At 74.5% G+C, this 23,487-nt stretch carries 26 protein-coding genes; 18 read left to right on the plus strand and 8 right to left on the minus strand.

Translation table 11 applies throughout. From position 1 onward, the window contains the following. Nucleotides 1–90: 90 nt before the first annotated feature. The 5 genes from ACWERV_RS25500 (at nt 91) to ACWERV_RS25520 (ending at nt 2,890) form a co-directional block, all read left to right on the plus strand. Nucleotides 91–810, plus strand: a complete 720-nt coding sequence (locus tag ACWERV_RS25500; protein ID WP_452937067.1) for an LmeA family phospholipid-binding protein — start codon at nt 91–93, stop codon at nt 808–810. A gap of 156 nt (nt 811–966) precedes the next feature. Then, nucleotides 967–1,047, plus strand: a complete 81-nt coding sequence (locus tag ACWERV_RS25505; RefSeq protein WP_355342331.1) for a putative leader peptide — start codon at nt 967–969, stop codon at nt 1,045–1,047. Nucleotides 1,048–1,235: 188 nt separating this feature from the next. Next, nucleotides 1,236–2,072 carry a sulfurtransferase gene (locus ACWERV_RS25510; RefSeq protein ID WP_398192024.1) on the plus strand — a complete coding sequence of 279 codons (837 nt, stop codon included), beginning with the start codon at nt 1,236–1,238 and terminating at the stop codon, nt 2,070–2,072. 46 nt (nt 2,073–2,118) lie between these two features. Continuing rightward, on the plus strand, nt 2,119–2,409 hold the full coding sequence (locus ACWERV_RS25515; protein ID WP_398192027.1) for a DUF1416 domain-containing protein: 291 nt from the start codon (nt 2,119–2,121) through the stop codon (nt 2,407–2,409). Nucleotides 2,410–2,584: 175 nt separating this feature from the next. Further along, the gene (locus tag ACWERV_RS25520; RefSeq protein ID WP_452937152.1) at nt 2,585–2,890 is read left to right on the plus strand and encodes a DUF3099 domain-containing protein; all 306 of its coding nucleotides are present in this window, start codon (nt 2,585–2,587) and stop codon (nt 2,888–2,890) included. A 45-nt stretch (nt 2,891–2,935) separates the two neighbouring features. Here ACWERV_RS25520 and ACWERV_RS25525 read toward each other — a convergent pair whose 3' ends face one another. Further along, the gene (locus ACWERV_RS25525; protein WP_452937071.1) at nt 2,936–3,298 is read right to left on the minus strand and encodes a DsrE family protein; all 363 of its coding nucleotides are present in this window, start codon (nt 3,296–3,298) and stop codon (nt 2,936–2,938) included. A gap of 341 nt (nt 3,299–3,639) precedes the next feature. Between ACWERV_RS25525 and ACWERV_RS25530 the strand changes: the two genes are divergently transcribed. The 6 genes from ACWERV_RS25530 (at nt 3,640) to ygfZ (ending at nt 8,638) form a co-directional block, all read left to right on the plus strand. Continuing rightward, a complete protein-coding gene (locus ACWERV_RS25530; RefSeq protein ID WP_452937074.1) occupies nt 3,640–4,335 on the plus strand; it encodes a hypothetical protein in 696 nt (231 codons plus the stop codon). Further along, nucleotides 4,332–5,360 carry a hypothetical protein gene (locus ACWERV_RS25535; protein WP_452937077.1) on the plus strand — a complete coding sequence of 343 codons (1,029 nt, stop codon included), beginning with the start codon at nt 4,332–4,334 and terminating at the stop codon, nt 5,358–5,360. The genes ACWERV_RS25530 and ACWERV_RS25535 overlap by 4 nt, the downstream gene beginning before the upstream one ends. Further along, complete coding sequence (locus ACWERV_RS25540; RefSeq protein ID WP_452937080.1) at nt 5,360–6,241, plus strand: hypothetical protein; 882 nt, start codon at nt 5,360–5,362, stop codon at nt 6,239–6,241. Before ACWERV_RS25535 ends, ACWERV_RS25540 begins: the two co-directional genes overlap by 1 nt. Nucleotides 6,242–6,519: 278 nt before the next feature. Next, nucleotides 6,520–7,083, plus strand: a complete 564-nt coding sequence (locus ACWERV_RS25545) for an FABP family protein (RefSeq protein ID WP_452937083.1) — start codon at nt 6,520–6,522, stop codon at nt 7,081–7,083. A gap of 99 nt (nt 7,084–7,182) precedes the next feature. After that, nucleotides 7,183–7,656, plus strand: coding sequence for a Fur family transcriptional regulator (locus tag ACWERV_RS25550; RefSeq protein WP_398192037.1), 474 nt, complete (start codon nt 7,183–7,185; stop codon nt 7,654–7,656). Between the two features lie 10 nt (nt 7,657–7,666). After that, nucleotides 7,667–8,638 (plus strand): CAF17-like 4Fe-4S cluster assembly/insertion protein YgfZ, encoded by a 972-nt coding sequence (gene ygfZ / locus ACWERV_RS25555; protein WP_452937086.1) that lies wholly within the window; start codon nt 7,667–7,669, stop codon nt 8,636–8,638. Nucleotides 8,639–8,653: 15 nt separating this feature from the next. Here ygfZ and dtd read toward each other — a convergent pair whose 3' ends face one another. Then, the gene (gene dtd, locus ACWERV_RS25560) at nt 8,654–9,079 is read right to left on the minus strand and encodes a D-aminoacyl-tRNA deacylase (protein ID WP_452937089.1); all 426 of its coding nucleotides are present in this window, start codon (nt 9,077–9,079) and stop codon (nt 8,654–8,656) included. Nucleotides 9,080–9,508: 429 nt separating this feature from the next. Between dtd and ACWERV_RS25565 the strand changes: the two genes are divergently transcribed. The 4 genes from ACWERV_RS25565 to ACWERV_RS25580 all read left to right on the plus strand — a co-directional run bounded on the left by ACWERV_RS25565 (nt 9,509) and on the right by ACWERV_RS25580 (nt 13,629). Next, nucleotides 9,509–10,093: an RsiG family protein gene (locus ACWERV_RS25565; RefSeq protein ID WP_452937092.1), complete on the plus strand. Its 585-nt coding sequence runs from the start codon at nt 9,509–9,511 to the stop codon at nt 10,091–10,093. Between the two features lie 228 nt (nt 10,094–10,321). Further along, nucleotides 10,322–11,581 carry a GNAT family N-acetyltransferase gene (locus ACWERV_RS25570; RefSeq protein WP_452937094.1) on the plus strand — a complete coding sequence of 420 codons (1,260 nt, stop codon included), beginning with the start codon at nt 10,322–10,324 and terminating at the stop codon, nt 11,579–11,581. Nucleotides 11,582–11,658: 77 nt separating this feature from the next. Next, nucleotides 11,659–12,513, plus strand: coding sequence for a dihydrodipicolinate synthase family protein (locus ACWERV_RS25575; protein ID WP_452937097.1), 855 nt, complete (start codon nt 11,659–11,661; stop codon nt 12,511–12,513). Nucleotides 12,514–12,606: 93 nt separating this feature from the next. Next, nucleotides 12,607–13,629: an aspartate-semialdehyde dehydrogenase gene (locus tag ACWERV_RS25580; protein ID WP_398192048.1), complete on the plus strand. Its 1,023-nt coding sequence runs from the start codon at nt 12,607–12,609 to the stop codon at nt 13,627–13,629. 363 nt (nt 13,630–13,992) lie between these two features. On the opposite strand, the gene ACWERV_RS25585 is transcribed toward ACWERV_RS25580, so the two are convergent. From ACWERV_RS25585 to ACWERV_RS25595, 3 genes are all read right to left on the minus strand, one after another. Continuing rightward, nucleotides 13,993–15,255, minus strand: a complete 1,263-nt coding sequence (locus tag ACWERV_RS25585; RefSeq protein ID WP_452937100.1) for a M14 family zinc carboxypeptidase — start codon at nt 15,253–15,255, stop codon at nt 13,993–13,995. A gap of 248 nt (nt 15,256–15,503) precedes the next feature. Beyond that, on the minus strand, nt 15,504–16,790 hold the full coding sequence (locus ACWERV_RS25590; RefSeq protein WP_452937102.1) for a M14 family zinc carboxypeptidase: 1,287 nt from the start codon (nt 16,788–16,790) through the stop codon (nt 15,504–15,506). A 251-nt stretch (nt 16,791–17,041) separates the two neighbouring features. Then, nucleotides 17,042–17,755, minus strand: coding sequence for an MBL fold metallo-hydrolase (locus tag ACWERV_RS25595; protein WP_452937104.1), 714 nt, complete (start codon nt 17,753–17,755; stop codon nt 17,042–17,044). Between the two features lie 130 nt (nt 17,756–17,885). Here ACWERV_RS25595 and ACWERV_RS25600 point away from each other — a divergent pair, with 130 nt between their 5' ends. Continuing rightward, nucleotides 17,886–18,443, plus strand: a complete 558-nt coding sequence (locus ACWERV_RS25600; protein WP_452937107.1) for a TetR/AcrR family transcriptional regulator — start codon at nt 17,886–17,888, stop codon at nt 18,441–18,443. Here the strand turns inward: ACWERV_RS25600 and ACWERV_RS25605 are convergent. Both ACWERV_RS25605 and ACWERV_RS25610 read right to left on the minus strand, forming a co-directional pair. Then, nucleotides 18,433–19,149: a flavin reductase family protein gene (locus ACWERV_RS25605; RefSeq protein WP_452937109.1), complete on the minus strand. Its 717-nt coding sequence runs from the start codon at nt 19,147–19,149 to the stop codon at nt 18,433–18,435. The genes ACWERV_RS25600 and ACWERV_RS25605 overlap by 11 nt on opposite strands. Before the next feature lie 422 nt (nt 19,150–19,571). Further along, nucleotides 19,572–20,366 carry an SDR family oxidoreductase gene (locus tag ACWERV_RS25610; protein WP_452937112.1) on the minus strand — a complete coding sequence of 265 codons (795 nt, stop codon included), beginning with the start codon at nt 20,364–20,366 and terminating at the stop codon, nt 19,572–19,574. A 78-nt stretch (nt 20,367–20,444) separates the two neighbouring features. Between ACWERV_RS25610 and ACWERV_RS25615 the strand changes: the two genes are divergently transcribed. Beyond that, nucleotides 20,445–21,341: a sigma-70 family RNA polymerase sigma factor gene (locus ACWERV_RS25615; RefSeq protein ID WP_452937115.1), complete on the plus strand. Its 897-nt coding sequence runs from the start codon at nt 20,445–20,447 to the stop codon at nt 21,339–21,341. Between the two features lie 363 nt (nt 21,342–21,704). On the opposite strand, the gene ACWERV_RS25620 is transcribed toward ACWERV_RS25615, so the two are convergent. Then, nucleotides 21,705–22,688, minus strand: a complete 984-nt coding sequence (locus ACWERV_RS25620) for a DUF5937 family protein (protein ID WP_452937118.1) — start codon at nt 22,686–22,688, stop codon at nt 21,705–21,707. 230 nt (nt 22,689–22,918) lie between these two features. On the opposite strand from ACWERV_RS25620, the gene ACWERV_RS25625 reads away from it, so the two are divergent. Next, nucleotides 22,919–23,446 carry a tetratricopeptide repeat protein gene (locus tag ACWERV_RS25625; RefSeq protein ID WP_398192064.1) on the plus strand — a complete coding sequence of 176 codons (528 nt, stop codon included), beginning with the start codon at nt 22,919–22,921 and terminating at the stop codon, nt 23,444–23,446. The last annotated feature ends 41 nt before the right edge of the window (nt 23,447–23,487 follow it).

Below are 23,487 nucleotides of genomic sequence, written 5' to 3' on the forward strand. Positions count from 1 at the left end.
GGAGCCGGGGGGAACCGCGGCACCCCCCTGGCCCGTCAGGCGATGCGGGAAGTGTCAGGGGCGGGACCGAGTGGGGAGTGTGGCGGGCGCATGGGTTCGTGGCGGGTATGGCGGACGATCCTGATCATCGTGGTGATACTCGGCGGCCTGTTCTACGCCGCCGACTGGTTCGCGGTGCGCGTGGTGGAGGACCGGGCCGCGGAGAAGGCCCGTACGTCCGAGGGCCTGGAGCACAAGCCGAAGCTGTCGATAGACCACTTCCCGCGGCCGTTCCTGACGCAGGCGCTCTTCGGCAAGATCAAGCACGTCTCGATCAAGGCCGAGGACGTCAACGCGGACGGCGGCCGCCAGGACGTCCGCATCACGACCTTCACCGCCGACCTGTACGGGGTGAAGCTCACCGACAACTTCTCCAGGGCGACCGCCGACCGGGCCACGGGCGACGCCTTCGTGAGCTACGACGACCTGTCGAAGTCGGCGCCCCCCGGGGTCAAGGTGAGCGCGGCCCCGCCGGCCGCCGACGGCACCGCGCGGGTCAAGCTGTCCGCGTCGCTGCCCGGCCTGGGCAGCGGTGACCTCAGCGTCTTCAGCCGGGTGCAGGTGAGCGGCCAGAAGATCACCCTGCACGCCGAGAGCATGCCCAAGGAGATCACCGCGCTGGGCCTGGAGAAGTCCGTCCGCGCCGAGATCGACTTCGACACGAACCTGACCCACCTGCCGTCCGGCATCTCGCTGACCAAGGCGGTGGGCACCGCGACCGGGATGGACATCAAGGCCGCGGGGCGGAACGTGGAGCTGGTGTCGGGCTGACCGGCGGGTCCGGCCGGGTCCGCCCGGCCGGGGACGATCACCGCGGAGGCGGGCGGGCGCTGCGGCGCCCGCCCGTTTTCCACTATATGGACAATCTTGTCTCGTCATGTGACACGCCGGTGACACTCGCGGGTCCGCTTCCCTACGATCGGGACCATGAAGCGACAGGCGGATCTCACGAAGCGGCGGGCAGTCGATCTGTGCCGCGTCGCCGCCATGCTCTGTCGCATGCCCTGAGGGGCGGCAGCTCTCCCGCACCGCGCGTCCGGCCGCAAGGCGTCAGCGCCCCTGCCTGCCCCGCGCCGTGCCGCGCGCCCACGGAGCCGCCGGCCGCACCGCACCCCCGCACCCCGCACCTCAACCGCATCGCGCGCCGCGTACCGCGCGGCCACCGCACCATCCGCACTGCCCCGGAGGAGAACAGCATGAGCCGCAGTGACGTCCTGGTCGACGCCGACTGGGTCGAGGCCCACATCGACGACCCGAAGGTGGTCATCGTCGAGGTGGACGAGGACACCTCGGCGTACGACAAGAACCACATCAAGAACGCCGTCCGCATCGACTGGAAGCAGGACCTCCAGGACCCGGTCCGCCGCGACTTCGTGGACCAGGCCGGCTTCGAGGCGCTGCTGTCCGCCAAGGGCATCGCCAACGACGACACGGTCGTCCTCTACGGCGGCAACAACAACTGGTTCGCTTCCTACGCCTACTGGTACTTCAAGCTCTACGGCCACGACTCGGTCAAGCTGCTCGACGGCGGCCGCAAGAAGTGGGAGCTGGACTCCCGCGACCTGGTCGCCGCCGTGCCCGAGCGCGCCGCGACCGAGTACAAGGCCAAGGCCCAGAACACCGCGATCCGCGCCTTCCGCGACGACGTCGTGGCCGCGATCGGCTCGCTGAACCTGGTCGACGTGCGCTCGCCCGACGAGTTCTCCGGCAAGCTGCTCGCCCCGGCCCACCTCCCGCAGGAGCAGTCGCAGCGCCCCGGCCACGTGCCGAGCGCCCGCAACATCCCGTGGTCGAAGAACGCCAACGACGACGGCACGTTCAAGTCCGACGACGAGCTGAAGAAGCTCTACGAGGACGAGAACGTCGACCTGGCCAAGGACACCATCGCGTACTGCCGCATCGGTGAGCGCTCCGCGCTCACCTGGTTCGTGCTGCACGAGCTGCTCGACCAGGGCAACGTCAAGAACTACGACGGCTCGTGGACCGAGTACGGCTCGCTGGTCGGCGTGCCGATCGAGCTCGGCGCCAACTGACCCCGGAACCGATCGACCCCCAGCGACAAGGCGAGGACTGAACGTTATGTGTGGAGCGAAGGCCGGCGGCCCGGAACTGGCGGGCATCGACGTGGCCAAGGAGACCATCATCCAGGGCTCCGTCACCCGTGACGGCGAGCCCGTCAGCGGGTACGTGCGACTCCTGGACGGCGGCGGCGAGTTCACCGCCGAGGTGCCGACCTCGGCGACCGGGCAGTTCCGCTTCTTCGCGGCGCCCGGCACCTGGACGCTGCGCGCGCTCGTTCCCGGCGCGACGGTGGACCGCACGGTCGTGGCCCAGCAGGGCACCCCGTCCGAGGTGGCCATCGCCGTCTGAGACGGCGTGACCGGCATACGGTCGCTGTACGGCGGAGGGCCGCATCCCGCGCGGATGCGGCCCTCCGCCGTGTCCCCGTACGGGCGCGGTCCGTTCCGTCCGTTCTGTTTCGGTATCCGCGTGGCGGACGTACCGTTGAGGTGTGGACGCACACCGCCGTCACTGGTACTTCGCCATGATGGGCACCTGCGTGGTGCTGTTCGTCATGGCGTGGGCGGTGGTGCGCCTGTGGTCCGTGCCCGCGGCGATCGTGATGTGCCTGGTGGCGATGACGATCCCGCCTTTCGCCGCGATCGTCGCCAACAAGCGCCGCCCCGGCGAGCGGTGGTTCGACGAGCAGGACGGCGACGAGGACGGCCAGGACACGGACGCCCCCCACACGAAGGGCCGCGGGGGCGACCCCGCCCACACCGGGGACCCGGAGTCGGACGCGTGGTGGAACGAACTGGAGGGGCGGGGCCGCAAGGACCACCGCAGATGAGACCGGGGCCGCGAGGCCCCGTTTTTTTCGCGCCCTCGGCGGACGTCAGTAGACGAGGGCCTGCACGCCGTCCGGCATGATCTCGCTGACGAAGACCTGCGCGCCCGCGATGCGGACACCCTCCAGGACGTCCCGCTCGCCGATGTCGCGGCGGGCGGCGCACTGGCTGCACAGGGTCACCTGCCCCGCTCCGATCACCGCGTCGAGCAGGTCGGGCAGCAGCGCCGCGTGCGGGAGTTCGAACTCCGCGGCCCTTCCCGGCAGCGCGAACCAGGCCGACTCGCCCGTCAGCCACAGCGACACCTCCACGCCGCTCGCCACCGCGACCGCCGCCACCGTGAAGGCCTGCGAGCACCGCTCGGGCGCGTCCGCGCCCGCCGTCACCTTGATCACCAGCTTGTTCGCCATCCGACCAGCGTAGGCGCCGCGTGTATGTGGCACACGTCACGTCGAGCCTGTGCATATTCGGTGGGGATGCGGTGTGGCGGCTGGACATAATACGAGTCCGTGTGTGATTGGTCGCACACGTGTGCGTTCACATGCCTGGGGGGGCATTCATGGAAGAAGTGGGCGGCGACGTGCGCCGCGACGACGGCGAAGCCGTCGGGGACCCGGCCCCGCACCTCACACCGGAACCGGCACCTGAACCAACGCCTGAACCGGCGCCGGAATCGACACCCGAACCGGCACCTGAACCGACGGAGGCCCCGGTCGCGGCGCCCGCGGCCGCCGAGCGGCCCTACCGGCCGATGGCCCGCCGCAAGCTCACCCTCGTCCTCGCCGCCGCCCTCGTGCTCGGCGTGCTGGCGGGCGGCGGCGCGGGCTACGCCGTGCAGAGCGGCCGGCCGGCCACGCCGCTGCCGCCGCTCGTCGCCGCGGGCCCGACCCAGCCCGCGGGCCCCGGGCCCACCGCGCCCGCGCCCCAGGCCGCCGACGACCGCAACGCGGTCTACGAGGGCAACCTACTGAAGCTGCTGGTCCCGGCCCCCGCCGGGGCGAAGAACGGCGAGCGCGGCTGGCTCACCCAGTCCGAGCTGGCCGACCAGCTCGGCACCTACCGCGCCTTCGAGAACCTCAACGAACGCGGTTTCCGGCGCGCGGTCGAGGCCACCTGGGACACCGGGCACGACGAGGCGGTCAACACCGACGTCACGCTCACCCAGTACCGCGACGACACCAGCATCTACACCGAGCAGGCGCTCCGCGACGCCGCCGGCTCGACCGACCACGGCCACCAGCAGCACGGCGTGCCGCTGCCCGGCACCGTCGACGGCACGGTCATGGCCTCGGCGGAGCCCTACGACGAGGACGACATCCGGGTCTACGTCGGCCAGGCCTTCGCCCGGGTCGGCAACATCTTCGTCGAGGTCTACATCTCCTCGCTGGACCCGGTGCACGAGAAGGACCTCCGGACCGTGATCACCGAGCAGCTGGAGCGGCTGTGAGCGACGAGACCCCGCGCCCCGCGCAGCCCACCCCGCCCGCCGAACCGGCCTCCGCGCCGGAGGAGCCCGCGGTGCCCGCGCCGGAGGTGCCCGCGGTGCCCGCGCCGGAGGAGCCCGCGGCGGACGTGCTTCCCGTGCAGCCCGCGGCCGTACCGCCGCCGCCTTCCGCGTACGGCTACCCGGGCGCGCAGCCGTACGCCCACCCGGCGTGGGGGGCGCCGGTGCCGCCGGTGCCGCCTGCGCGGAGGAAGCGGCGTACCGCGCTGCTCGTGGCCGGTGTCCTCGTGGTGGTCGCCGCGGCCGGCGGGGGCTACGCGCTCACCCGGGACGGCGACGGCAAGGGCACGCCCCTGGCGAAGCCCTCGGCGACGGCCACCCCGAAACCGACCCGCACGTACGCGGTGACCGCGGGCGGCACGCACGTCGGCGACCTCGGCCAGATGCTGCTGCCGATGCCGCAGGGCATGCGGCCCGGCCCGGACCTCGAACAGTTCGGCAACGACACCGTGCTGGACGCAGCGGGGGCGAAGAAGCTGCTCATGGGCGGCGACACCGGCTCCCGCTTCCCGTCCGCGCAGCGCCGTGCGCTCGAATCCCAGATCGACGCGATGCACGTCAAGGGCGCCGCCGTGCGCACCTACCGCACCGCGGACAACAGGCAGACGTACCAGATGGTGCTCGTCCAGGTCGGCAACAAGACGGCCGCGGGCGCCCAGCCCGAGGCCTTCCGGGGCCTGACGGCGGACTCGAAGTACCTCTCCAAGGGCCCGGAGGTGCCCGGCTACCCGCACGCGGTGTGCGTGCAGCCCACGGCGCCCGACGACTCGGACGACTCCAGCGGTGACGACTCCTACGACGACTCCTACGACGACCCGTCCGTCGACATGATGTTCTGCCAGGCCACGGAGGGCGACCTGATGGTGCAGTTCCAGGCGGTCGGGGAGGGCTCGGTGGACTGGGACGAGATCCCCGCACTGCTGCGTCGCCAGCTCGACCGCGTCAAGGCACCGGGGGAGGGCGTCTGATGTCCGACCTCTCCGCGACCCCCGCCGCAGAACAGCCCACCGCGCCGCCGCCTCCCGGGTACGCGCCGGCCGCCGGGCCCGAGTATCCGCAGCCCGGCTACCCGCCGGTGCCGGTCGTCGCGCCGCGGCGGAGGATGAGCCCGCGGACGCGGGTGACGCTGCGCTGGACCGCCGTCCTGCTGGTCTTCGCCGTCTTCGGTGCCGGTACGGCCTACGCCGTGACGCGCCCGGAGCGTACGAAGATCCCCGGCCTCGGGACGCCCGACGACGGCCGCTGGACGTACCCCGCGCTCGCGCTGCCGCAACTGCCGGGCGGCAGGCCGCGCCCCTTCGACACCCCGCGCAACCCCGCGGCCGTGCACTACGCCGACCTGCGGGCCCTGCTCCTGCCCGAGCCGGAGGACGCGGTGGACGACACCGCGCTCCCCGGCGCGAAGGGCTGGCTGCCGACCGCCGCGTACCTCGCGACGCGCCCGGGTGGCGACGGCCCGCAGCAGGAGGCCGCGCTCAAGGAGGGCGGTCTGCGGCACATCGCGGCCCGCGGCTGGACGATGCCGGACGGCACCCGCGGACAGGTCTACCTGCTCCAGTTCATCTCCCGGGCCTACGCGGACCGCTACCTGCAGAACCAGGGGACGACGCCTCCCCAGGGCGTGTCCGCGGGCGAGAAGGACACCGCGCCGGGCGACCTCGCCCATCCCCAGGGCACGGCCGTCCACGCGTTCGCCGAGAAGACGCCCTACGGCCCCGAGATGACGCGGTACGCCGCCGTGGGCGGGGGCGACACCGTCGCGGTCGTGCTGCTGACCCGCAAGGGCGGCGCCGCCCCGGAGCAGGCCTTCGCGCAGACCGTCGCCCTCCAGGCGCAGCTGCTCGGCTGACCCTTCCCCCGGCCCGTCCCCACGGGAACCCCGGCCCCCGCGCCCCGCCCGGCGCGGGGGCCGGGGTGCTTCCCGCCGCGTCCCACGTCAGACGGCCTGCCCGCGCCCGCGCGGGGCCGCGCACTAGACTTGGCGGCGGCCCTGCCCGATGCCCTCACGAGGAGCACGTCCCGTGCACATTGAGTACTACTTCGACGCCCTGCTCGTGCTGGTGTGCGTCGCCGTCGCCGCGTTCGCGCTCTACGCGGTCAAGAAGCTCTACCAGGGCCAGCGCTGACATGATCGAGATCCCGTCCGACCTGCACCCCGACCTCGTGCCGCTGGCCTTCCTGCTCGGCCGCTGGGAGGGCGCGGGGGTGTTCGACTTCCCCGGTGCCGAGAAGTGCAACTTCGGGCAGGAGGTCGTCTTCCGGCACGACGGCCGGCCGTTCCTGGAGTACACCTCGCACACCTGGGTGCTGGACGCCGAGGGCAAGAAGACCCGCCCGCTGGAGAGCGAGACCGGCTACTGGCGGATCGGCGCCGACCGCAAGGTCGATGTCACGACCACCCGTGACGAGGGTGTCGTCGAGATCTGGACCGGCGAGCTGGCCGAGGGCAAGCCGCAGATCGACCTGGTCACGGACGCGGTCGCCCGGCTGCCCGTCGCCCCGGAGTACAGCGGCGGCAAGCGGCTCTACGGTTATGTGAACAGCGACCTGATGTGGGTCGGCGAGAAGGCCACCCCGTCCGTCCCGCTGCGCGCCTACATGTCCGCGCACCTGAAGAAGGTCGTGGACCCGCGCGAGTGGGCCGCCGACCTCAAGGACCTCCCGGACGACGGGATCGCCTTCTTCAAGTGACGGCGGGCCGCGGTCCCGGCGGGCTCCGGGTAGGGGTCACACCCCTGTCCGCGGGTCCGGAGCGGCGGTGCACGGGTGCCTCCGCCCTACACTGGCCCCGTGGTCACCACCGACTGGAAGAGCGACCTGCGCCGCCGCGGCTACCGTCTCACGCCGCAGCGGCAGCTGGTGCTGGAAGCGGTCGACACCCTGGAGCACGCCACCCCCGACGGCATCCTGAGCGAGGTGCGCAGGACCGCCTCGGGGATCAACATCTCCACCGTCTACCGCACCCTGGAGCTGCTGGAGGAGCTGGGCCTGGTCAGCCACGCCCACCTGGGCCACGGCGCTCCCACCTACCACCTCGCGGACCGGCACGACCACATGCACCTGGTGTGCCGCGACTGCGACGTGGTCACCGAGGCCGACGTCTCGCTCGCCGCGCCGCTCGGCGAGGGCCTGCGCGAACACTTCGGCTTCGAGACGGACATGAAGCACTTCGCCATCTTCGGCCGCTGCCGGGACTGCGCGGCCAAGGCCGCGGCCCGGCAGGCGGCGGAGGACGCCGCGGAGTCCGCGCGGGGCGGGTCGTAGTCTTGACGGCATGACGACGAAGAGCCCTTTGCTGTCGCTGCCCGGCGCTGTTCCGGCGGAAGGCCCCGACGAAGGCGTGGCCGCGCACTACGGCGACCTCTTCCGCGAGCAGCGCGCGCTCGCCGACGGCCGCGGATTCGTGGACCTCTCGCACCGCGGTGTCGTCACCGTCACCGGCGACGACCGGCTCCCGTGGCTGCACCTGCTGCTCACCCAGCACGTCGAGCAGCTCCCGCCCGGACAGGCCACCGAGGCGCTCATCCTCTCCCCGAACGGGCACATCGAGCACGCGCTCTACCTCGTCGACGACGGCACGACGACGTGGATCCACGTCGAGCCCGGCACGCAGGGCGACCTGCTCGCGTACCTGGAGAGCATGAAGTTCTTCTACCGGGTCGAGACCGCCGACGCGACGGAGCGCTTCGCCCTCGTCCACCTCCCCGCGGGCTCCATCGTCCCCGTCCCGGACGACTGGGCGGTGCGCGAGACGCCGTACGGGCGGGACGTGTTCGTGCCGCGCGAGAGCCTGGAGGAGTTCGCCGCCCAGGCCGGACCGCCCGCCGGGGTGCTCGCCCACGAGGCGCTGCGCATCGAGGCGCACCGGCCGCGCCTCGGCCTGGAGACCGACCACCGCACCATCCCGCACGAGCTGGGCTGGCTGGAGACCGCCGTCCACCTGCACAAGGGCTGCTACCGCGGCCAGGAGACGGTGGCCCGCGTGCAGAACCTCGGCCGCCCGCCACGCCGCCTGGTCTTCCTGCACCTGGACGGCAGCGAGGTCCGGCTGCCCGGCCACGGCACCCCGCTGCGGGTCGCGGAGGAGGGCGGCGAGGGCCGCGTCGTCGGCACCGTCACGTCGTCCGCGCGGCACTGGGAGCTGGGGCCGATCGCCCTCGCCGTCGTCAAGCGCAACACCCCCGAGGGCGCGACGCTCGTCGCCGACGAGACCGCCGCGACACAGGAGACCGTCGTCGCGCCCTGAGCGGCCCCCGGGCGCTCACATCTCCAGGACGACGGTGAAGGGTCCGTCGTTGGTGAGCGACACCTTCATGTCGGCGCCGAACACGCCCGTCTCCACGGTCGCGCCCAGCGCCCGCAGCTCGGCCACCACCGCGTCCACGAGCGGCTCGGCGACCGCCCCGGGCGCGGCCGCGTTCCACGTCGGGCGGCGGCCTTTGCGCGCGTCGCCGTACAGCGTGAACTGGCTGATCACCAGCAGCGGCGCGCCGGTGTCCGAGCACGACGTCTCGTCCGGGAGGATGCGCAGCGTCCACAGCTTGCGGGCGAGCTGGGCCGCCTTCTCCTTGGTGTCGTCGTGCGTCACCCCCACCAGCACGCACAGGCCGGGCCCCGCGACGGCCCCGACCGTCCGCCCGTCGACCACGACCTTCGCCTCGCTCACCCGCTGGGCCACCGCACGCATGCGGCCATTGTGACGTGCGCGCCGGGGGCGCCGAGCCGCGGGTGGGGCGTACGCGAGGGGGCGCGCGGCACCCGCTCCCTGCGCCGGGGCAGCGGCTTCGCACAACTGTTGCGAGGTCCGTTCGGGTGCAGAGTCGCTGCGGGGCGTCGGGCCCAGGTGGCAGCATCGACGGCAGGAATCCCGGCCCGCGGCAGCCCGTCGCGTACCGGGGAACGACCCGCACCCGGCGTACCCGGCGGCCCGTTGGCGTACCGGGGCACCCGCGCACCGCGCGTGCCCCGGCCGCAGCGGGGCGTTCGCACCGCGCGTGTGCTGCGTGCGGGGGACGACACGCATGACCGCAACCGACGCCGGACAGACTCCCGGCACCGCCGCGCACACCGGCCGGCGGCGCCCAGGAAGCCCACGCCCACCAGGAAGGGCCACCCCATGCTCAAGGCCGACGCACCCGGGCCGTCCCGCCCGCCCGCGCCCCGTGCCCCGCTCGCCGACACCGCCGAGCCCGACCTGGGCGCCCTCGACCTGCCCGCGCTGCGCGCCCTGCGCCGCGAAGCCCAGCGCGAGGAGGCCGACCTGTCCTACCTGCGCCGCCTGCTGCACGGACGGATCGACATCCTGCGGGCCGAACTGCGCGGACGCGCCCCCGCCGGGACCCCCGGGCAGGAGCCCGGCCCGGACGCGCCCGTACCCGTCCTCGACCGCCTCCCCGAGATCCTCGCGGACGGCCCCTCCCGGGTCCGCACCTCCGCCCGCCACGTCACCCTCGGCACACCGCTCACGCCGCGCGTGCAGCGCCTCGCCGAGGAGATACTCGCCGAGGTGGAACTCTCCGACCTGGAGGCGCGCACGGACGCCGAACTCGACGAGGCGATGGCGCGCCTGGCGCGCCACGAGCAGGAGGTGTCGGGGCGCCGACAGCGCCTCCAGCACACCGTCGACGGCTGCTCGGCCGAGATCACCCGCCGCTACCGCGAGGGCGAGGCCCGCATCGACGATCTCCTCTGCGACGGCTGAGCCGGGGCTGCGCCCCGGGGTGCCCCCGGGGGTGCTTTGCGCGACCGTCCGCCGGTGGGCGGTCGCGCGCGCAGGGTGAGCGTTTTTAGGGGCGCGGGGAACTGCGCGAGCAACCACCCACCGGCGGGTGGTCCGGCGACCGCCGTAATCGTTCCCCGGGCGGCAGCCCCATCGCGGCGGGCGTTTAACCGGATGCGGCGCCCTGCACGGAGTGCATACCGTGCACCGATGGGGACAGAGATTCGTACGTTGGGCGACGACGACGTCGCAGAGTGGCTGAACGCACTGAACACCGGGTTCCACCGGGCGGTGGAGGTCACCCCGGAAGAGGTGCCGCTGCGCCGCGCGACGCTGGAGCTCGACCGTACGCGCGGCGCCTTCGACGGCGGCAGATGCGTCGCGACCTTCCGCAGCATGCCGCGTGAGCTGACCGTGCCGGGCGGCGGCACCGTCAGCGCCGACGCGGTCACCAACGTGTCGGTCACACCGACGCACCGGCGGCGCGGGCTGGCCAGCGCGATGATGGCCGCCGACCTCGCCGCGGCGAAGGACCGCGGGGACGCGGTGGCGATCCTGGTCGCCGCGGAGTACCCGATCTACGGCCGCTTCGGCTTCGGGCCCGCGACCTGGGTCACGGACTTCGAGGTGGACATCCACCGGGCGGGGCTGGACCGGCGCTACGCCGGGCCGGACCCGGCGCAGGGCACGGTCGAGCTGGTGGACGGCGCCGGGGTGCGGGCCGTCGGGCCCGCCCTGCACGAGCGGGTGCGGCGCGCGACGCCGGGCGCGATCAGCCGCAGCAAGGCCTGGTGGGACCAGAACACGGGCGCGGTGGTCTACCCGTCGAGCGGCTACAGCGCCCCCTTCTTCGCCGCCTACCGCGACACCGCGACGGGCGAGGTGGACGGCCTCGTGGCGTACCGCGTCAACGACCCGCACTGGCCGAACAAGCTGCCGCACGCGGACGTGACGGTGGTGAGCCTGACCGCCGCGACGCCCGCCGCGGAGGCGGCCCTGTGGCGGCACGTGCTGTCCCTGGACTGGCTCAGGAAGCTCACCACGGACCACCGCCCGCCGGACGACGTGCTGCCGCTGCTGCTGGGCGACCCGCGCGCCGCGAGCGTCGAGACGTACGCGGACTTCATGTGGCTGCGCGTGCTGGACGTGCCCGTGGCCCTGAGCGCCCGCGGCTACGCCCCGCTCACTGCGGACCTGGTGCTGGAGGTGCGCGACACGGCGGGCCTGTCGGGCGGCACCTTCCGGCTGGAGACCTCGCCGGACGGGGCGGCGAGCTGCACGCCCGCGCCGGGTGCCGCGCCCGATCTGAGCCTGGACGTCGCCGACCTCGGGCGGCTCTACCTCGGCGACGAGTCCGCGCTGCGGCTGGTCACGCTGGGCCTGCTGGCCGAGCACCGTCCTGGCGCGGCCGCCACGGCGGAGGTGCTCTTCCGTACCGCGCGCCGCCCGTGGTGCCCCGAGGTGTTCTGACATCTCACATCTGCTTAACGGTGTACCCGAGAACATTTCACTGGACCTACCACGTTGTTCCGGGTGAGACTCGGGGCATGACCGCAGCCCCGCCCGTGTACGTCCCCCTCGTGACCCCCTTCACCGCCTCCGGCGCCGTCGCCCTCGACGCGCTGGAGGCGCTGGCCCGCGGGCTGCTCGCGGACGGGGCGGCCGGTCTCCTCGCGCTCGGCACCACGGGGGAGCCGGAGAGCCTGGAGCCGGACGAGCGCGCCGCCGTCGCCGAGCTGGTCGGACGGGTCTGCCGCGAGGCGGGCGCGTACTTCGCCCTCGGCGTCGGCGGCGGGCGCGACCTCGGGCCGTGGCCGGTCGAGCCGGACGCGCTGCTCGCGACCGTCCCGGCGTTCGTCCGGCCCGGCGAGGCGGGCGTGGTCGCGCACTTCACCGCGCTCGCCGCACGCAGCCCGCTGCCGCTGCTCGTCTACCACGTGCCCTACCGCACCGGGCAGCCGCTCACCGCCCGCGCACTGCGCGCCCTCGCCGCGATCCCCGGCGTCACCGGCGTGAAGTACGCGGCCGGCGGCATCGACGCCGACACCGTCGACCTGCTGGGCGACCGCCCCGCGGGCTTCGACGTCCTCGCCGGGGACGACGTCTTCGCGCCCGCGCTGCTCGCCCTCGGCGCGACCGGCGTGATCGCCGCCTCGGCCCACCTGGACACCGCCGCCTGGGTGCGCCTGGCCGCCACCGGCGACCGCGCCCTCGGCCACCGGCTGGCCGCCCGCGCCGCCGCGCTCTTCCGCGAGCCCAACCCCACCGTCATCAAGGCCGCCCTGCACGCGGAGGGCCGTATCCCGACCGCGGACGTACGGCTGCCGCTGCTGCCCGCGGGCCCGGCCTCGCTGGCCGCGCTGCCGCCCGCGGTACGTCCCTCCGGACGTCTCGGCACCTGAAACCATTCGCCGCCCGCCACCGCCTGCGGTGATACTCGAACGGCGGGCACCCCCACAGACCACGACAGCCCCCGAGAGCGGAGAGTAGCGGCCATGAGGATCGGAATCGTCGGAGCGACCGGACAGGTCGGCGGAGTCGTACGCCAGGTGCTGGCCGAGCGGAAGTTCCCGGTGGACGAGCTGCGGCTGTTCGCGTCCGCGCGCTCCGCGGGCCGCACCCTGCCCTGGAACGGCACCGAGGTCACCGTCGAGGACGCCGGCACCGCTGACTTCTCCGGCCTCGACATCGTCATCTTCTCCGCGGGCGGCGCCACCAGCCGCGCCATCGCCGAGAAGGTCGCCGCGCAGGGCGCCGTCGTCATCGACAACTCCTCCGCCTGGCGCCGCGACCCCGAGGTCCCGCTCGTCGTCTCCGAGGTCAACCCGCACGCCCTCGCCGACCGCCCCAAGGGCATCATCGCCAACCCCAACTGCACGACGATGGCCGCGATGCCCGTGCTCAAGGCGCTGCACGCCGAGGCCGGGCTCGTCTCGCTGGTCGCCACGACCTACCAGGCCGTCTCCGGCTCCGGGCTCTCCGGCGTCGCCGAGCTGCACGGGCAGGCCCGCGCGGTCGTCGAGTCCGCGGACAAGCTCACGTTCGACGGCTCCGCCGTCGCCTTCCCCGAGCCCGCGGTGTACGCCCGCCCCATCGCCTTCAACGTCCTCCCGCTCGCCGGAAACCTCGTCGACGACGGCAGCTTCGAGACCGACGAGGAGCAGAAGCTGCGGAACGAGTCCCGCAAGATCCTGGAGATCCCCGAGCTCAAGGTCTCCGGCACGTGCGTGCGGGTGCCGGTCTTCTCCGGGCACTCGCTCCAGCTGAACGCCCGCTTCGAGCGGCCGCTCGGTGTGGAGCGCGCGTACGAGGTGCTCGCGGGCGCGCCCGGCGTGGAGATCTCGGAGATCCCCACGCCGCTGCAGGCCGCGGGCGGTGACGTGTCGTACGTCGGCCGGATCCGGGTCGACGAGACGGTCGAGAACGGGCTCGCGCTCTTCGTGTCGGGGGACAACCTCCGCAAGGGCGCTGCGCTGAACGCGGTGCAGCTCGCGGAGCTGGTTGCTGCCGCGCTCTGAGGGGGCGCTCCGGGGTGCCTTGTTGCGGTTCGCCGCGCGACCTTCTGCCGGTGGGGGTTGCTCGCGCCGTTCCTCGCGCCCCTTTCGCGGCGCGCCGCGGGGTGGGGCGGGGGCCGCCACGGGGCACCTCCTCGGAATGCGCGTTCGGCCTCTTGCCGTGTTGGTGAGCCACCGACAGCGCATTCCTGCGGGGGCACCCCGCACCGTCCCCCTCCAGGAGCGATGGCGGCTGCCTGCCGGTGGGGGTCGCCACCCACAGGTGGACAGAAAGCCGACGTCCTACTCGCACGGGTGGTGGGGGTGGGAAACACCCGCGCCGCCAGGCGCGGGAACCCCCCACCGGCGGGGAGCCGGAAAGCGGGCTCAGCCGAGGAGGAGGCGGGCCGTGGCCAGGACGGATTCGGACTGGGTGTCGACCTGGGTCGGGACCGGGAGCCACCGGGTGGCGTGGGCCGTGGCGAGGTCGGCGGACCAGGTGGTGAGGAGCCGGTCCGCCTCCTCCGCGAGGGCGCCCCGCGCGGGGGTGAGGCGGCGGAGGGTGCCCGCGGCGCGCAGGGGCATGCGGCGTGCGGCGATGTCGAGCGCGGCGACGTGCGCGCGGGTCAGGGGGACGGGTGGCGCGGCCTCCAGCGCCTCCCATTCGTCGGCGACCCGCGGGGCCATGGTGACGAGGCTTTCGGTGATGCGCAGGAGCTGGGGGTCGTCAGCGGTGGCGCGGGCGCGGTCGAGGAGTGCGGCGGTCGTGCGGTTCTGGGCGCGCAGCCGTGCGGCGGCGGCGGTGAGGGCCCGTCCGGGGTCGGGGTGCGGGGTGGAGTCGGCGATGCCCGCGCTCGCCCACATGGGCACTTCGAAGAGGGCGGTCATGCCGCCGTACGTGTGCGGCCGTATCCATGTGGAGCCGGCGACGTCCTCGGGCAGGCTGTCGAACTGGCTGCGTTCGCCGGGGCCGGGCATCGCGTAGACGCCGGGTCCTGACACCCGCCAGTACAGCGCGTCGTACGTGCCGGTCTGGACGGGGACGTCGCGTTCCGCGCAGATCTTGCCGAGTGCTTCGGACAGGCCGGGCAGTTCGCGGGTGACCTGTGCCCAGGCGCCGCCGATGTCGTTGCCGTGCAGGGAGCACTGGAGGGCGGGTCGCAGGTCGTCGATGAGGGCGAGCAGCGCCTCGGACTCCGGGAGCGGGTCGTGGGCGGGGCGGATGGACGGCGCCCATTCGGGCTGCTCGTCGGCGGGGGGCCGGTAGGCGTACCGGAAGTGGTCGGCGGGGGTGCGGCGGACGGCGGGGCCGTCCTCGGTGCGCAGGGCGCCGTCGGGGTCGAGGCAGAGGACGAAGTGCCAGGCGGCTCCGGCTCCGGCGTGCAACTGCGGGTCGCGGGCGACGCGTTCGGCGATCCGCAGGGCGCTCGCGCCGCCGATCCGTTCGTCGGCGTGGGCCCCGGCGACGACGAGGATGTTGCGGACCCGCGGCCGGTCGTGCCCGACGGTGAGGACGTAGAGGGGCCGTCCGTCGCGGGAGCGGCCCGCGACGCGCAGCGTGCACAGTCCGGGCCGGAAGCGGACGAACGCGGAGGCCGCCGCAACGACCCCCGCGACGCCCGGATACGCGTCGACCGTGGGATGGCTCACGTTCCGTTGGAGTTGCTGGCGCCGGTGGTTTCCTTCTTGTTCAGCCGTCGTACGACGAGGCGTTTCGTCATGGTGGCTCCCCCTTTTCTCGTGCTCACTGGCACTAGCGCACGGGAGTCGAGCACTCACCCCGGGTGACTCCCGCGTCCTGTCAGATTCCGGCGGACCCGAGGGGCTGTCAAGGCGCCCGGCAGCAACGGTTTGCGGCTCTTGTCCGGGGCCGGGTTCCGGTTCGTCCGGCGCGGGTGTCACAGCAGCCGGTCCACCGTGGCCAGGACGGTGCGGGCCTGGAGTTCGACCTGTTCGTAGACCGGGATCCAGCGCGCGTCCGTGCCCATGACCAGCTCGCGGGCGCCCGCGTCCAGGCGGCGTTCGAGCCGGGCGCGCAGCCGGCCGGGTTCGGCGGCCGGGTCGGGGTCGGTGAGCGGCTGCGCGTCGAGCAGCCGCAGCAGCATTCCGGCGGCGCGCAGTGGCAGGCGGCGGGCGGCGAGGTCGAGGGCGGCGAGGTGCGCCACGGTGAGCGGTACGGGGGTGTCGGCGGCGAGCGCGTCGTAGTCCGCGGCGAGTGCCGCGAAGGCGCCGACGGCCTGTTCGACGCCGCGCAGCAGCGCGGCGCAGCCGTCCGGTGCGTCGGGGGCGGCCGCGTCGCCGAGCAGCGGCAGCGCGCGGTCCAGGCTGCCGGTGAGCGCGGTGCCGTCCTTGCGCAGCCGGGCGGCGAGCGCGTGCAGGGCGGTCGTGGGCTCGGGGTGCGGCGCCGGGTCGGCGACGCGCCGGGTGGCCCACATCGGCACCTCGACGGCGGCGGTGAGCCCGCCGTGCCGGTGCGGGCGCGACCAGGTGGAGCCGTCGAGCCGCTCCTGCCCGGGGCCGTCCGGAAGCTGGTTGACGCCGGGGCCGGCGCAGTCCCAGAAGAGCGCGTCGTAGCTGCCGGTCTGCACGGGCACGTCCAGCTCGGCCGCGTACTTCCCGAACGGCTCGGCCAGGCCCGGCACTTCCCCGGTCAGCTGCACCCGGGCGCCGCCCACGTCCGTGCCGTGCAGGGTGCACTGCACGAAGGGCCGCAGTTCGTCGATGAGGGCCAGGAGCGCGTGGGTCTCGGGGAGTTCGTCGCCGGGGGCGCGGAAGGTGCTCGCCCATTCCGGCTGGTCGCGGGCGGCGGGGCGGTAGGTGTGCCGGAAGTGGACGGCGGGCGGGCGGCGCCCGGCCGGTCCGGTCTGGTTGAGCACGGTGCCGTCCGGGTCGAGGCACAGCAGCAGGTCCCAGGTCAGGTCGGCGTCGGCGAGGCGTTCCCGGTCGGCGACGGCCTGTTCGGCGAGCCACAGCGCGGTGCCGCCGCCGGCCTGTTCGTCCGCGTGCGGCCCGGCCACGACGAGTGCGTGCCGCCGCCCGTGCCCCACCGACAGCAGCCACAGCGGGCGGCCGGTCCGCGACTCCCCGGCCAGCCGCATCCGGACCAGGTCGGGGTGCCGTGCGCTGAGCAGTCGCGCCGCCGCCGCGACTCCTGAGACGGTCGGATACGCGTCTGGCCCGCGCATGACGGCTCCTCCTCGGCTGTGCGGCTCCGCGGCGGCCCGCCCGCCCGCGGTGCGGCTCCGCGCGGCCTTCCCCCGAGCACCGCCCGAACCCCCCTGGCGCGCGCCGGATGTGATGCCGCGCCGGCTCATGCGCCCCGGGGCACGCCCTGCTCAGACTCTGCGGCCACCCGCCACGTGTCAAGGCCGCCCCCTGCCGCGCGGCACGCTCCGGGGCGCCGCTGCGGGCGCCCCCGCGCCCGAGGGTGTTCGCCTCAGTGGCCCGCCGAGCGGACCTGGCGCACCGCTTCCTGCGTGCCGCCGTTCCAGGGGGTGCCGTGGCCCGGGAGGACCCAGGTGGCGTCCAGGGCGGCGAGGCGGTCGAGGGAGGTGAGGGCCTGGTCCGGCTCGTCGGTGAAGGGGGCCGGCTGGGGGCCGTGCTGCCCGGTGAGGACGTGGCGGGTCGTCAGGCCGTCACCGACGAAGACCGCGTCGGCGAGGGGCACGTGGACGGCGATGCTGCCGGGCGAGTGGCCGGGCATGCCGACGATCCGGGGGGAGCCGGGCAGGTCCAGCACGTCGCCGTCGGCGACCTCCGTGACCTCGGTCAGGTACGTCGTGCGCAGGCCGCCCTTGCGGGCCGCGTACCAGAGGAAGCCCGCGGCGGCGCCGACCTTGGCGTGCCCCCATTCCGGCTTGGTCTTGACCTCGCCGCGGGCGCGGGCGGCGTCGGCGGCGTGCACGTACACCGGGACGCCGTGGTCGCGGCGCAGGCGCTCGGCGAAGCCGATGTGGTCGGTGTCGCCGTGGGTGAGGACGAGGCCGCGGATGTCGTCGGGGGTGCGGCCGAGGGTGGCCAGTTCGGCGGTCAGCTCCCCCCAGTGGCCGGCCAGCCCGGCGTCGACGACCGTGACGCCCTCGTCGGTGACGACCAGATAGACGGCCACGATGTCGTTGCCGATGCGGTGCAGGTGCTGACCGAGCTTCATGTGCGTCTCCTCGTGAGCCGTTCTTGATGGCTACGATACATAGCCATCATGGCTACTGTCCATAGCTATGATGGAGAGCACACGACGGGCGGGCCGCACGGGCGCGGCCCCGCCGGAAGGAGCAGCACGCATGCCGACACCCGAACGCACCTCGCTCGACGCCATCGTCGCGGCGGCCCGCGACATCCTGGAGACGCAGGGCCTCGACCGGCTCACCATGCAGGCCGTCGCCGAGCGGGTCGGCGTCCGCGCGCCCTCCCTCTACAAGCGCGTCCGCAACCGCGACGCCCTCGTCCGGCTCGTCACCGAGGCCACGCTCGCCGACCTGGAACGCGCCCTCCAGGCCGTGCCGCCCGCCGCCGACCCCCGCGACACCCTCGCCGCGCTGCTGCGCGCCTTCCGGGCGTTCGCCCACGCCCGCCCCGCCGCCTACCGGCTGGTCTTCGCCGACACCCCGGCGCCCGCCCGCCCCGACGTCGCCCTGCTCGCCCGCGCCGCCGCCCCCGTCCTCCAGGTCACCGAGGTCCTGGCGGGCCCCGAGCACTCCCTGGAGGCGGCCCGTACCGTCACCGCGTGGGCGCACGGCTTCATCAGCATGGAGCTGGCCGACGCCTTCAACCTCGGCGGCGACGTCGATCGCTCCTTCTCCTACGGCATGACCCGGCTGGCCGCCGCGCTCACCCCCTGAGCGCGTCGGCCGCACCCGCCAGGCGGGAGCGCTCGATGTCGGGGCCGCGGTACATCCGCTCCGGGATGCGCGCGAGCGTGGACTCGCGCAGCCGCGGCCCCAGCCCGTACAGCTGCTGGAAGCTCATGATCAGCGGGCGCCAGCGGTCGGGGTCGATGTGGTCGTCGGTGCCGGGGACGCGGATCGCGTCGTGCACCAGCACCCGCTGGATCCGCACCTCGAAGACGAGGATGCCGCCGCGCTGCTCCGGGTCGTCCTCGGCGAGCGGGTGCACGGCCTCCACCACGGCCTCCATCGCGACCGGGCACTCCGCGGCCCGCGGCGGCGCGACCGTCTCCGAGGGCACCGGGGTCAGCCCCGCGCGCCCGAACTTGTCGCCCTCGTGGCGGTATCCGCGCAGCGCCTTGCCCTCCGGTACTGGGTTCCGCCCGGTGGTCAGCGCCAGCCGGTCCACCGCGTCGGCGAGCGTGTCGTCCGGCAGGTTCAGTACGCACTCCCGCTCCCGCAGCAGGTTCATCGCCGTGTGGGACCGCGCCCCGAGCCCCAGCATCCCCCGCCAGCCCAGCCAGAAGGCCGACGACATCGGCGCGAGGTTCGCCGTCCCGTCCTCGTTGCGGGTGGAGAGCAGCACGACCGGCGTGCCGCAGTAGAGGATGCCGGGCTCGATCCGCCCGTGCAGGTCAGTGCGTGTGTCATCAGTGCTCATGCCCTCCACCCTGCCGTTGCGGAAGCCCGCTTTCCGGCGGCTTTCGGACACCGCGATGGGACCGGGCGGCGCGCCCGACGGGGGAGTGGGAACGCGCCGCCCGGCCGTCCGGGGGGAGCTGGGCGCCTGCGGCGACCGGCCGTGGTCCGACAGTAGGACCATGCGTACGGCATATGCCAGCGGCATGGGAAAGGATCACCCGGCGGGGTGGTGCGGAGTCACTCCCGGCGCGGACAGGGGGCGCCCGGCGGCGCCGTGCGCGCCCCCTCGGACGGTCGGCCCAGGGCGTCGGCGGCGCGCTTCGCGGTCGCGGCCGGGCCGCGTCACGGGGTACGGGGCCGTGGCCGCGCCCTGGCGGCTGCGGGCGCTCCGGCCGGCCCTGCTCCCCCGTGGACGCGGCCCGAGGGCCGGACCGCGCGGCCTCAGCGCACCAGTTCGGCCAGGAAGTCCTCCCACGTGCGGGTGCCGAGGTCGGCGCCCTCCAGGGTGAGGTTGACGCCGTCGCGGTAGGCGCGGCCCGCCTTGCCCGGCATCGGCGCCGGGAGGACCAGCCGGCGCTTGCCCGTCGCCCTGAGGTAGTCGCGCAGCAGGTCGTTCAGCGGGTGCACGGCCGGACCCGCGAGGTCGGGGGCGCGACCCGCGGGCTCGCCCAGCGCGAGGGCGGCGACACGCTCGGCGCAGTCGCGTACGTCCACGGTCTGCGCGCGCATGATGCCCGGCAGCGGGATGACCGGCGACTTCGCCAGCGTCTTGAACATGTTCGTCGCGAAGTCGTGGAACTGCGCGGCCCGCAGGATCGTGTACGGCAGCCCCGAGGCGAGGACCGCCTCCTCCGCCGCGATCTTGCTGCGGAAGTAGCCGAACGGGACCTGGTCCGCGCCGATGACCGACATGTACAGGAAGTGCCGCACCCCGCCCGCCGCGACCGCGGCCTTCAGCAGGTGACCGGTCGTCACCTCGTCGCCCTTCGGGTTGCCCGCGAGGTGCACGACGGTCTCCACACCCTCCAGGGCCCCGGCCGTCCCCGGGTCGCCGTCCTGCGACAGGTCGCCGGTCACGTACACGACGCCGTCGTCGTCCGACGCGTGCGCCGACCGGCTCAGGACGCGCACGGTACGCCCCGCCTCACGCAGCAGCGGCAGCACGTGCCGCCCCAGGTTGCCGGTCCCGCCGGTCAGCAGGATCGGGGCCGCGGGGGTCTTCTCGGTGTTCGACATGTGGACGTCACTCCTCTTCGGTGGGCCGCCGTGCGGCAGGTTACCGTGATGACCCGCGGCAGAAGGGGAATGTGACCGATGGACCAAAGCGCCCTGCCGGCCGAGCAGTTCGAGGCGGAGCGGCCCCGGCTGCGGGGCGTCGCCTACCGCATGCTCGGCTCCGCCGCGGAAGCCGACGACGCCGTGCAGGAGGCGTGGCTGCGGCTGAGCCGCGCGGGCGCGGAAGGCATCGACAGCCTGCCCGCGTGGCTGACCACCGTCGTCGGCCGGATCTGCCTCAACGTGCTGCGCTCGCGCGCCACCCACCGCGAGGACCCGCTCGACGTCGCGCTGCTGCGGGAGCCCGCGGCGGCCGGTGACGAGGCGCGCGACCCCGAGGAGGAGGCGGTCCTCGCCGACTCCGTCGGCCTGGCCATGATGGTCGTGCTCGACACGCTCACGCCGCCGGAGCGGGTCGCGTTCGTGCTGCACGACATGTTCGCCGTGCCCTTCGACGAGATCGGCGCGCTCACGGAGCGGACACCGGCCGCGGCCCGGCAGCTCGCGAGCCGCGCCCGGCGCCGGGTCCGCGGCGCGTCCACGCCGCCGCCCGCGACCGGCGGGCAGCAGCGGCTCGTCGAGGCGTTCCGCGCCGCCTCCCGCGGCGGCGACCTGCAAGGCCTCGTCGCCGTCCTCGACCCCGACGTCGTCCTGCACGCCGACCGCGCCGCGGGCCCCACGCCCGAGCCGGTCCACATCCGGGGCCGCGACCGCGTCGCCCACGGCGCCTCCGCGGCCGCCGCGCGCGTCGCCTTCACGGAGATCGCCCTCGTCGACGGCCGCCCCGGCCTCGTCATGGCCCCCGCGGGGCGGCTGCGCCTGGTGCTCGCCTTCTCCTTCACGGAGGAGGACGCGACGGGCCCGGCCCGCATCACATCCATCGACGTGATCGCCGACCCCACCCGCCTCCACGAGGTGACGATCACACTCCTATGAGCCCGCCCCTCCCCGCGGAGGGCCTGCGCCCCGCCCCCACCGGCCGGTGGTCCGGAACGAACCGAACTGCCCCTTCGGGCCGGTGACGACCCGCGCCCCCGGTGGGGGCTGGGGGCGCAGTTCCCCGCGCCCCTGAAAACGAGGGCCCTGCGCGGCAGCCGTGCCGTCGAGTGCTTGCGCGTGCCGCGCGGGGCAACCATCAGGGGCGCGGGGAACTGCGCGAGCAACCCACCACCGGCCGGTGGTCCGGTACGGACCGAAGAGACCCTTTGGGTCGGTATCCGACCCGCGCCCCGGTGGGGGCTGAGCGCGCCGTTCCCCGCGCCCCTGAAAAACGGGTGCCCCCGCGCGGCAGCGCGACGCTCATCCCTGGGCGAGGGTGTCGCCCAGGGGGGTGCGGCGGTAGTGGACCTCGTGGTGGTGGCGGGTGGAGGTGACGAGGCCGGTCGCGCGGAGGACGGCGAGATGCTCGGAGACCGTCGCGGCAGCGACCCCGTGGTGGTGGGCGAGCCACGCCGTGGAGGCGGGTTCGGTGAGGGCGGTCAGGAGGCGCGCGCGGGTGCGTCCGATGAGGCGGCCGAGCGCGGCGGCCGCGTCCGCCGAGGTGCCCGGCGGCTGCCACAGCGTGCCGATGCCGCGCGCGGGGTAGATGAGGGTGGGCTGCCAGGGCGGGTCCAGGACGATCACGACCTGGTCCCATTTGAAGGCGCTGGGCACGAGGACGAGGCCTTCGCCGACGAGGTCGCGGTGGTCGGACCCGCCGTGTTCGCGGGTGAGCACACCGTCGTGCCAGCGCACGGACGGGTGGAGTTCGGCGAAGAGCCGGTCCAGGCCTCCGGCGGCGAGCCGTCCGCTCTGGTAGGCGATGTCCGCCTGGAGCAGCGCCCGGGTCCGGGCCCAGTACGGCTCGACGAGGGCCTGCCACGCCGCCCGGACGGTGTCCGCGAGCATGCGGACGACGTCGGCGGGCTCGCCTCCGAGCAGCAGTCGGCCGGTGGCGGTGCGGGCGGCGCCCGGGGTGTCGGCGAGGGAGCGGGCGATCTCGGTGCGGGCCTGCTCGGGCGGGGTCGCGGCGATGCGGGCGAGGTCGGCGGCGAAGGAGTCGACGCCGGTGTCGGGCGGGGGGGAGAGGAAGTCGGGGGTGTAGCCGCGGCGCGGCTGGAGGAGGGTGAGGGGGCGCAGGTCGAGTCCGGCGAGGCGGGGTGCGGTCTCGGCGAGCCAGCGGGCGTGGTGCCCGGGGGGCTGCGGCCCGGTCGCGACGCGTACGGCGGCGAGCGTCTCGAAGGCGGGGGAGTAGGCGAAGCGGCACCGCAGCAGGTCGTCGGGTCCGAAGCGCAGGGTGGTCACGGCGGGCACCTCCTCGGGTGTGCGGTGGGCCCGGGTCGGGCGGGGACCCGGGAGGGCCCCGCGCGGCGGCGGCAGGGAACCGGCGCGCGGACGGGGACGGCGCTCCTACCGTACAAGAAGTGATTCGGCGAGGGCCGAATGAGTGGTGGGCTGTGCGGGCGGGCTCGCAGGATGGCGGCGCCGGGCCCGGTGAGGGGCGGCGGACACCGTGAACTGGAGTGTGAGCAGCGATGAACGACTACCCGGGCAGCCCCGCCCCCGCGCCTGCCGAGGAGTGGGAGCGGCGGGACGTCGCGTTGTGGGCGGAGATCGACGGTTACCCGTCGGCGGAGGACTTCCGGGCGGCGGTGGACGCGCTCGTCGCCGAGCTGCCGGACGGCGATCCCACGGGGCTCTTCGAGCGGGCCGCGGCCTGGGACTCCACCGGGCACTCCGACAAGGCGGTCCCGCTCTACCGTGCCGCGCTCGCGGGCGGTGTGCCCGGGGAGCGGCGGCGCCGGGCGGTGATCCAGATGGCCAGCTCGCTGCGGAACCTCGGCCGCGCCGAGGAGAGCGTCGCGCTGCTGACCGAGGAGCGCGAGCGCACCAGCGACCACCTGGACGACGCCGTCGTGTGCGTTCTCGCCCTGTCCCTCACGGAGGTGGGGCGGGCCCGGGAGGCGGTCTCGCTCACGGTCGGTGCGCTCGCGCCCCATCTGCCGCGCTACCAGCGCTCGATGGGCGTCTACGCGCGGCTGCTGGTGGAGGACGAGGGCTGACGGGGAGCTGCGGGGGCCCTCCGCGCACGCGCGGAGGGCCC

The organism is Streptomyces sp. NPDC004031, from assembly GCF_053604375.1.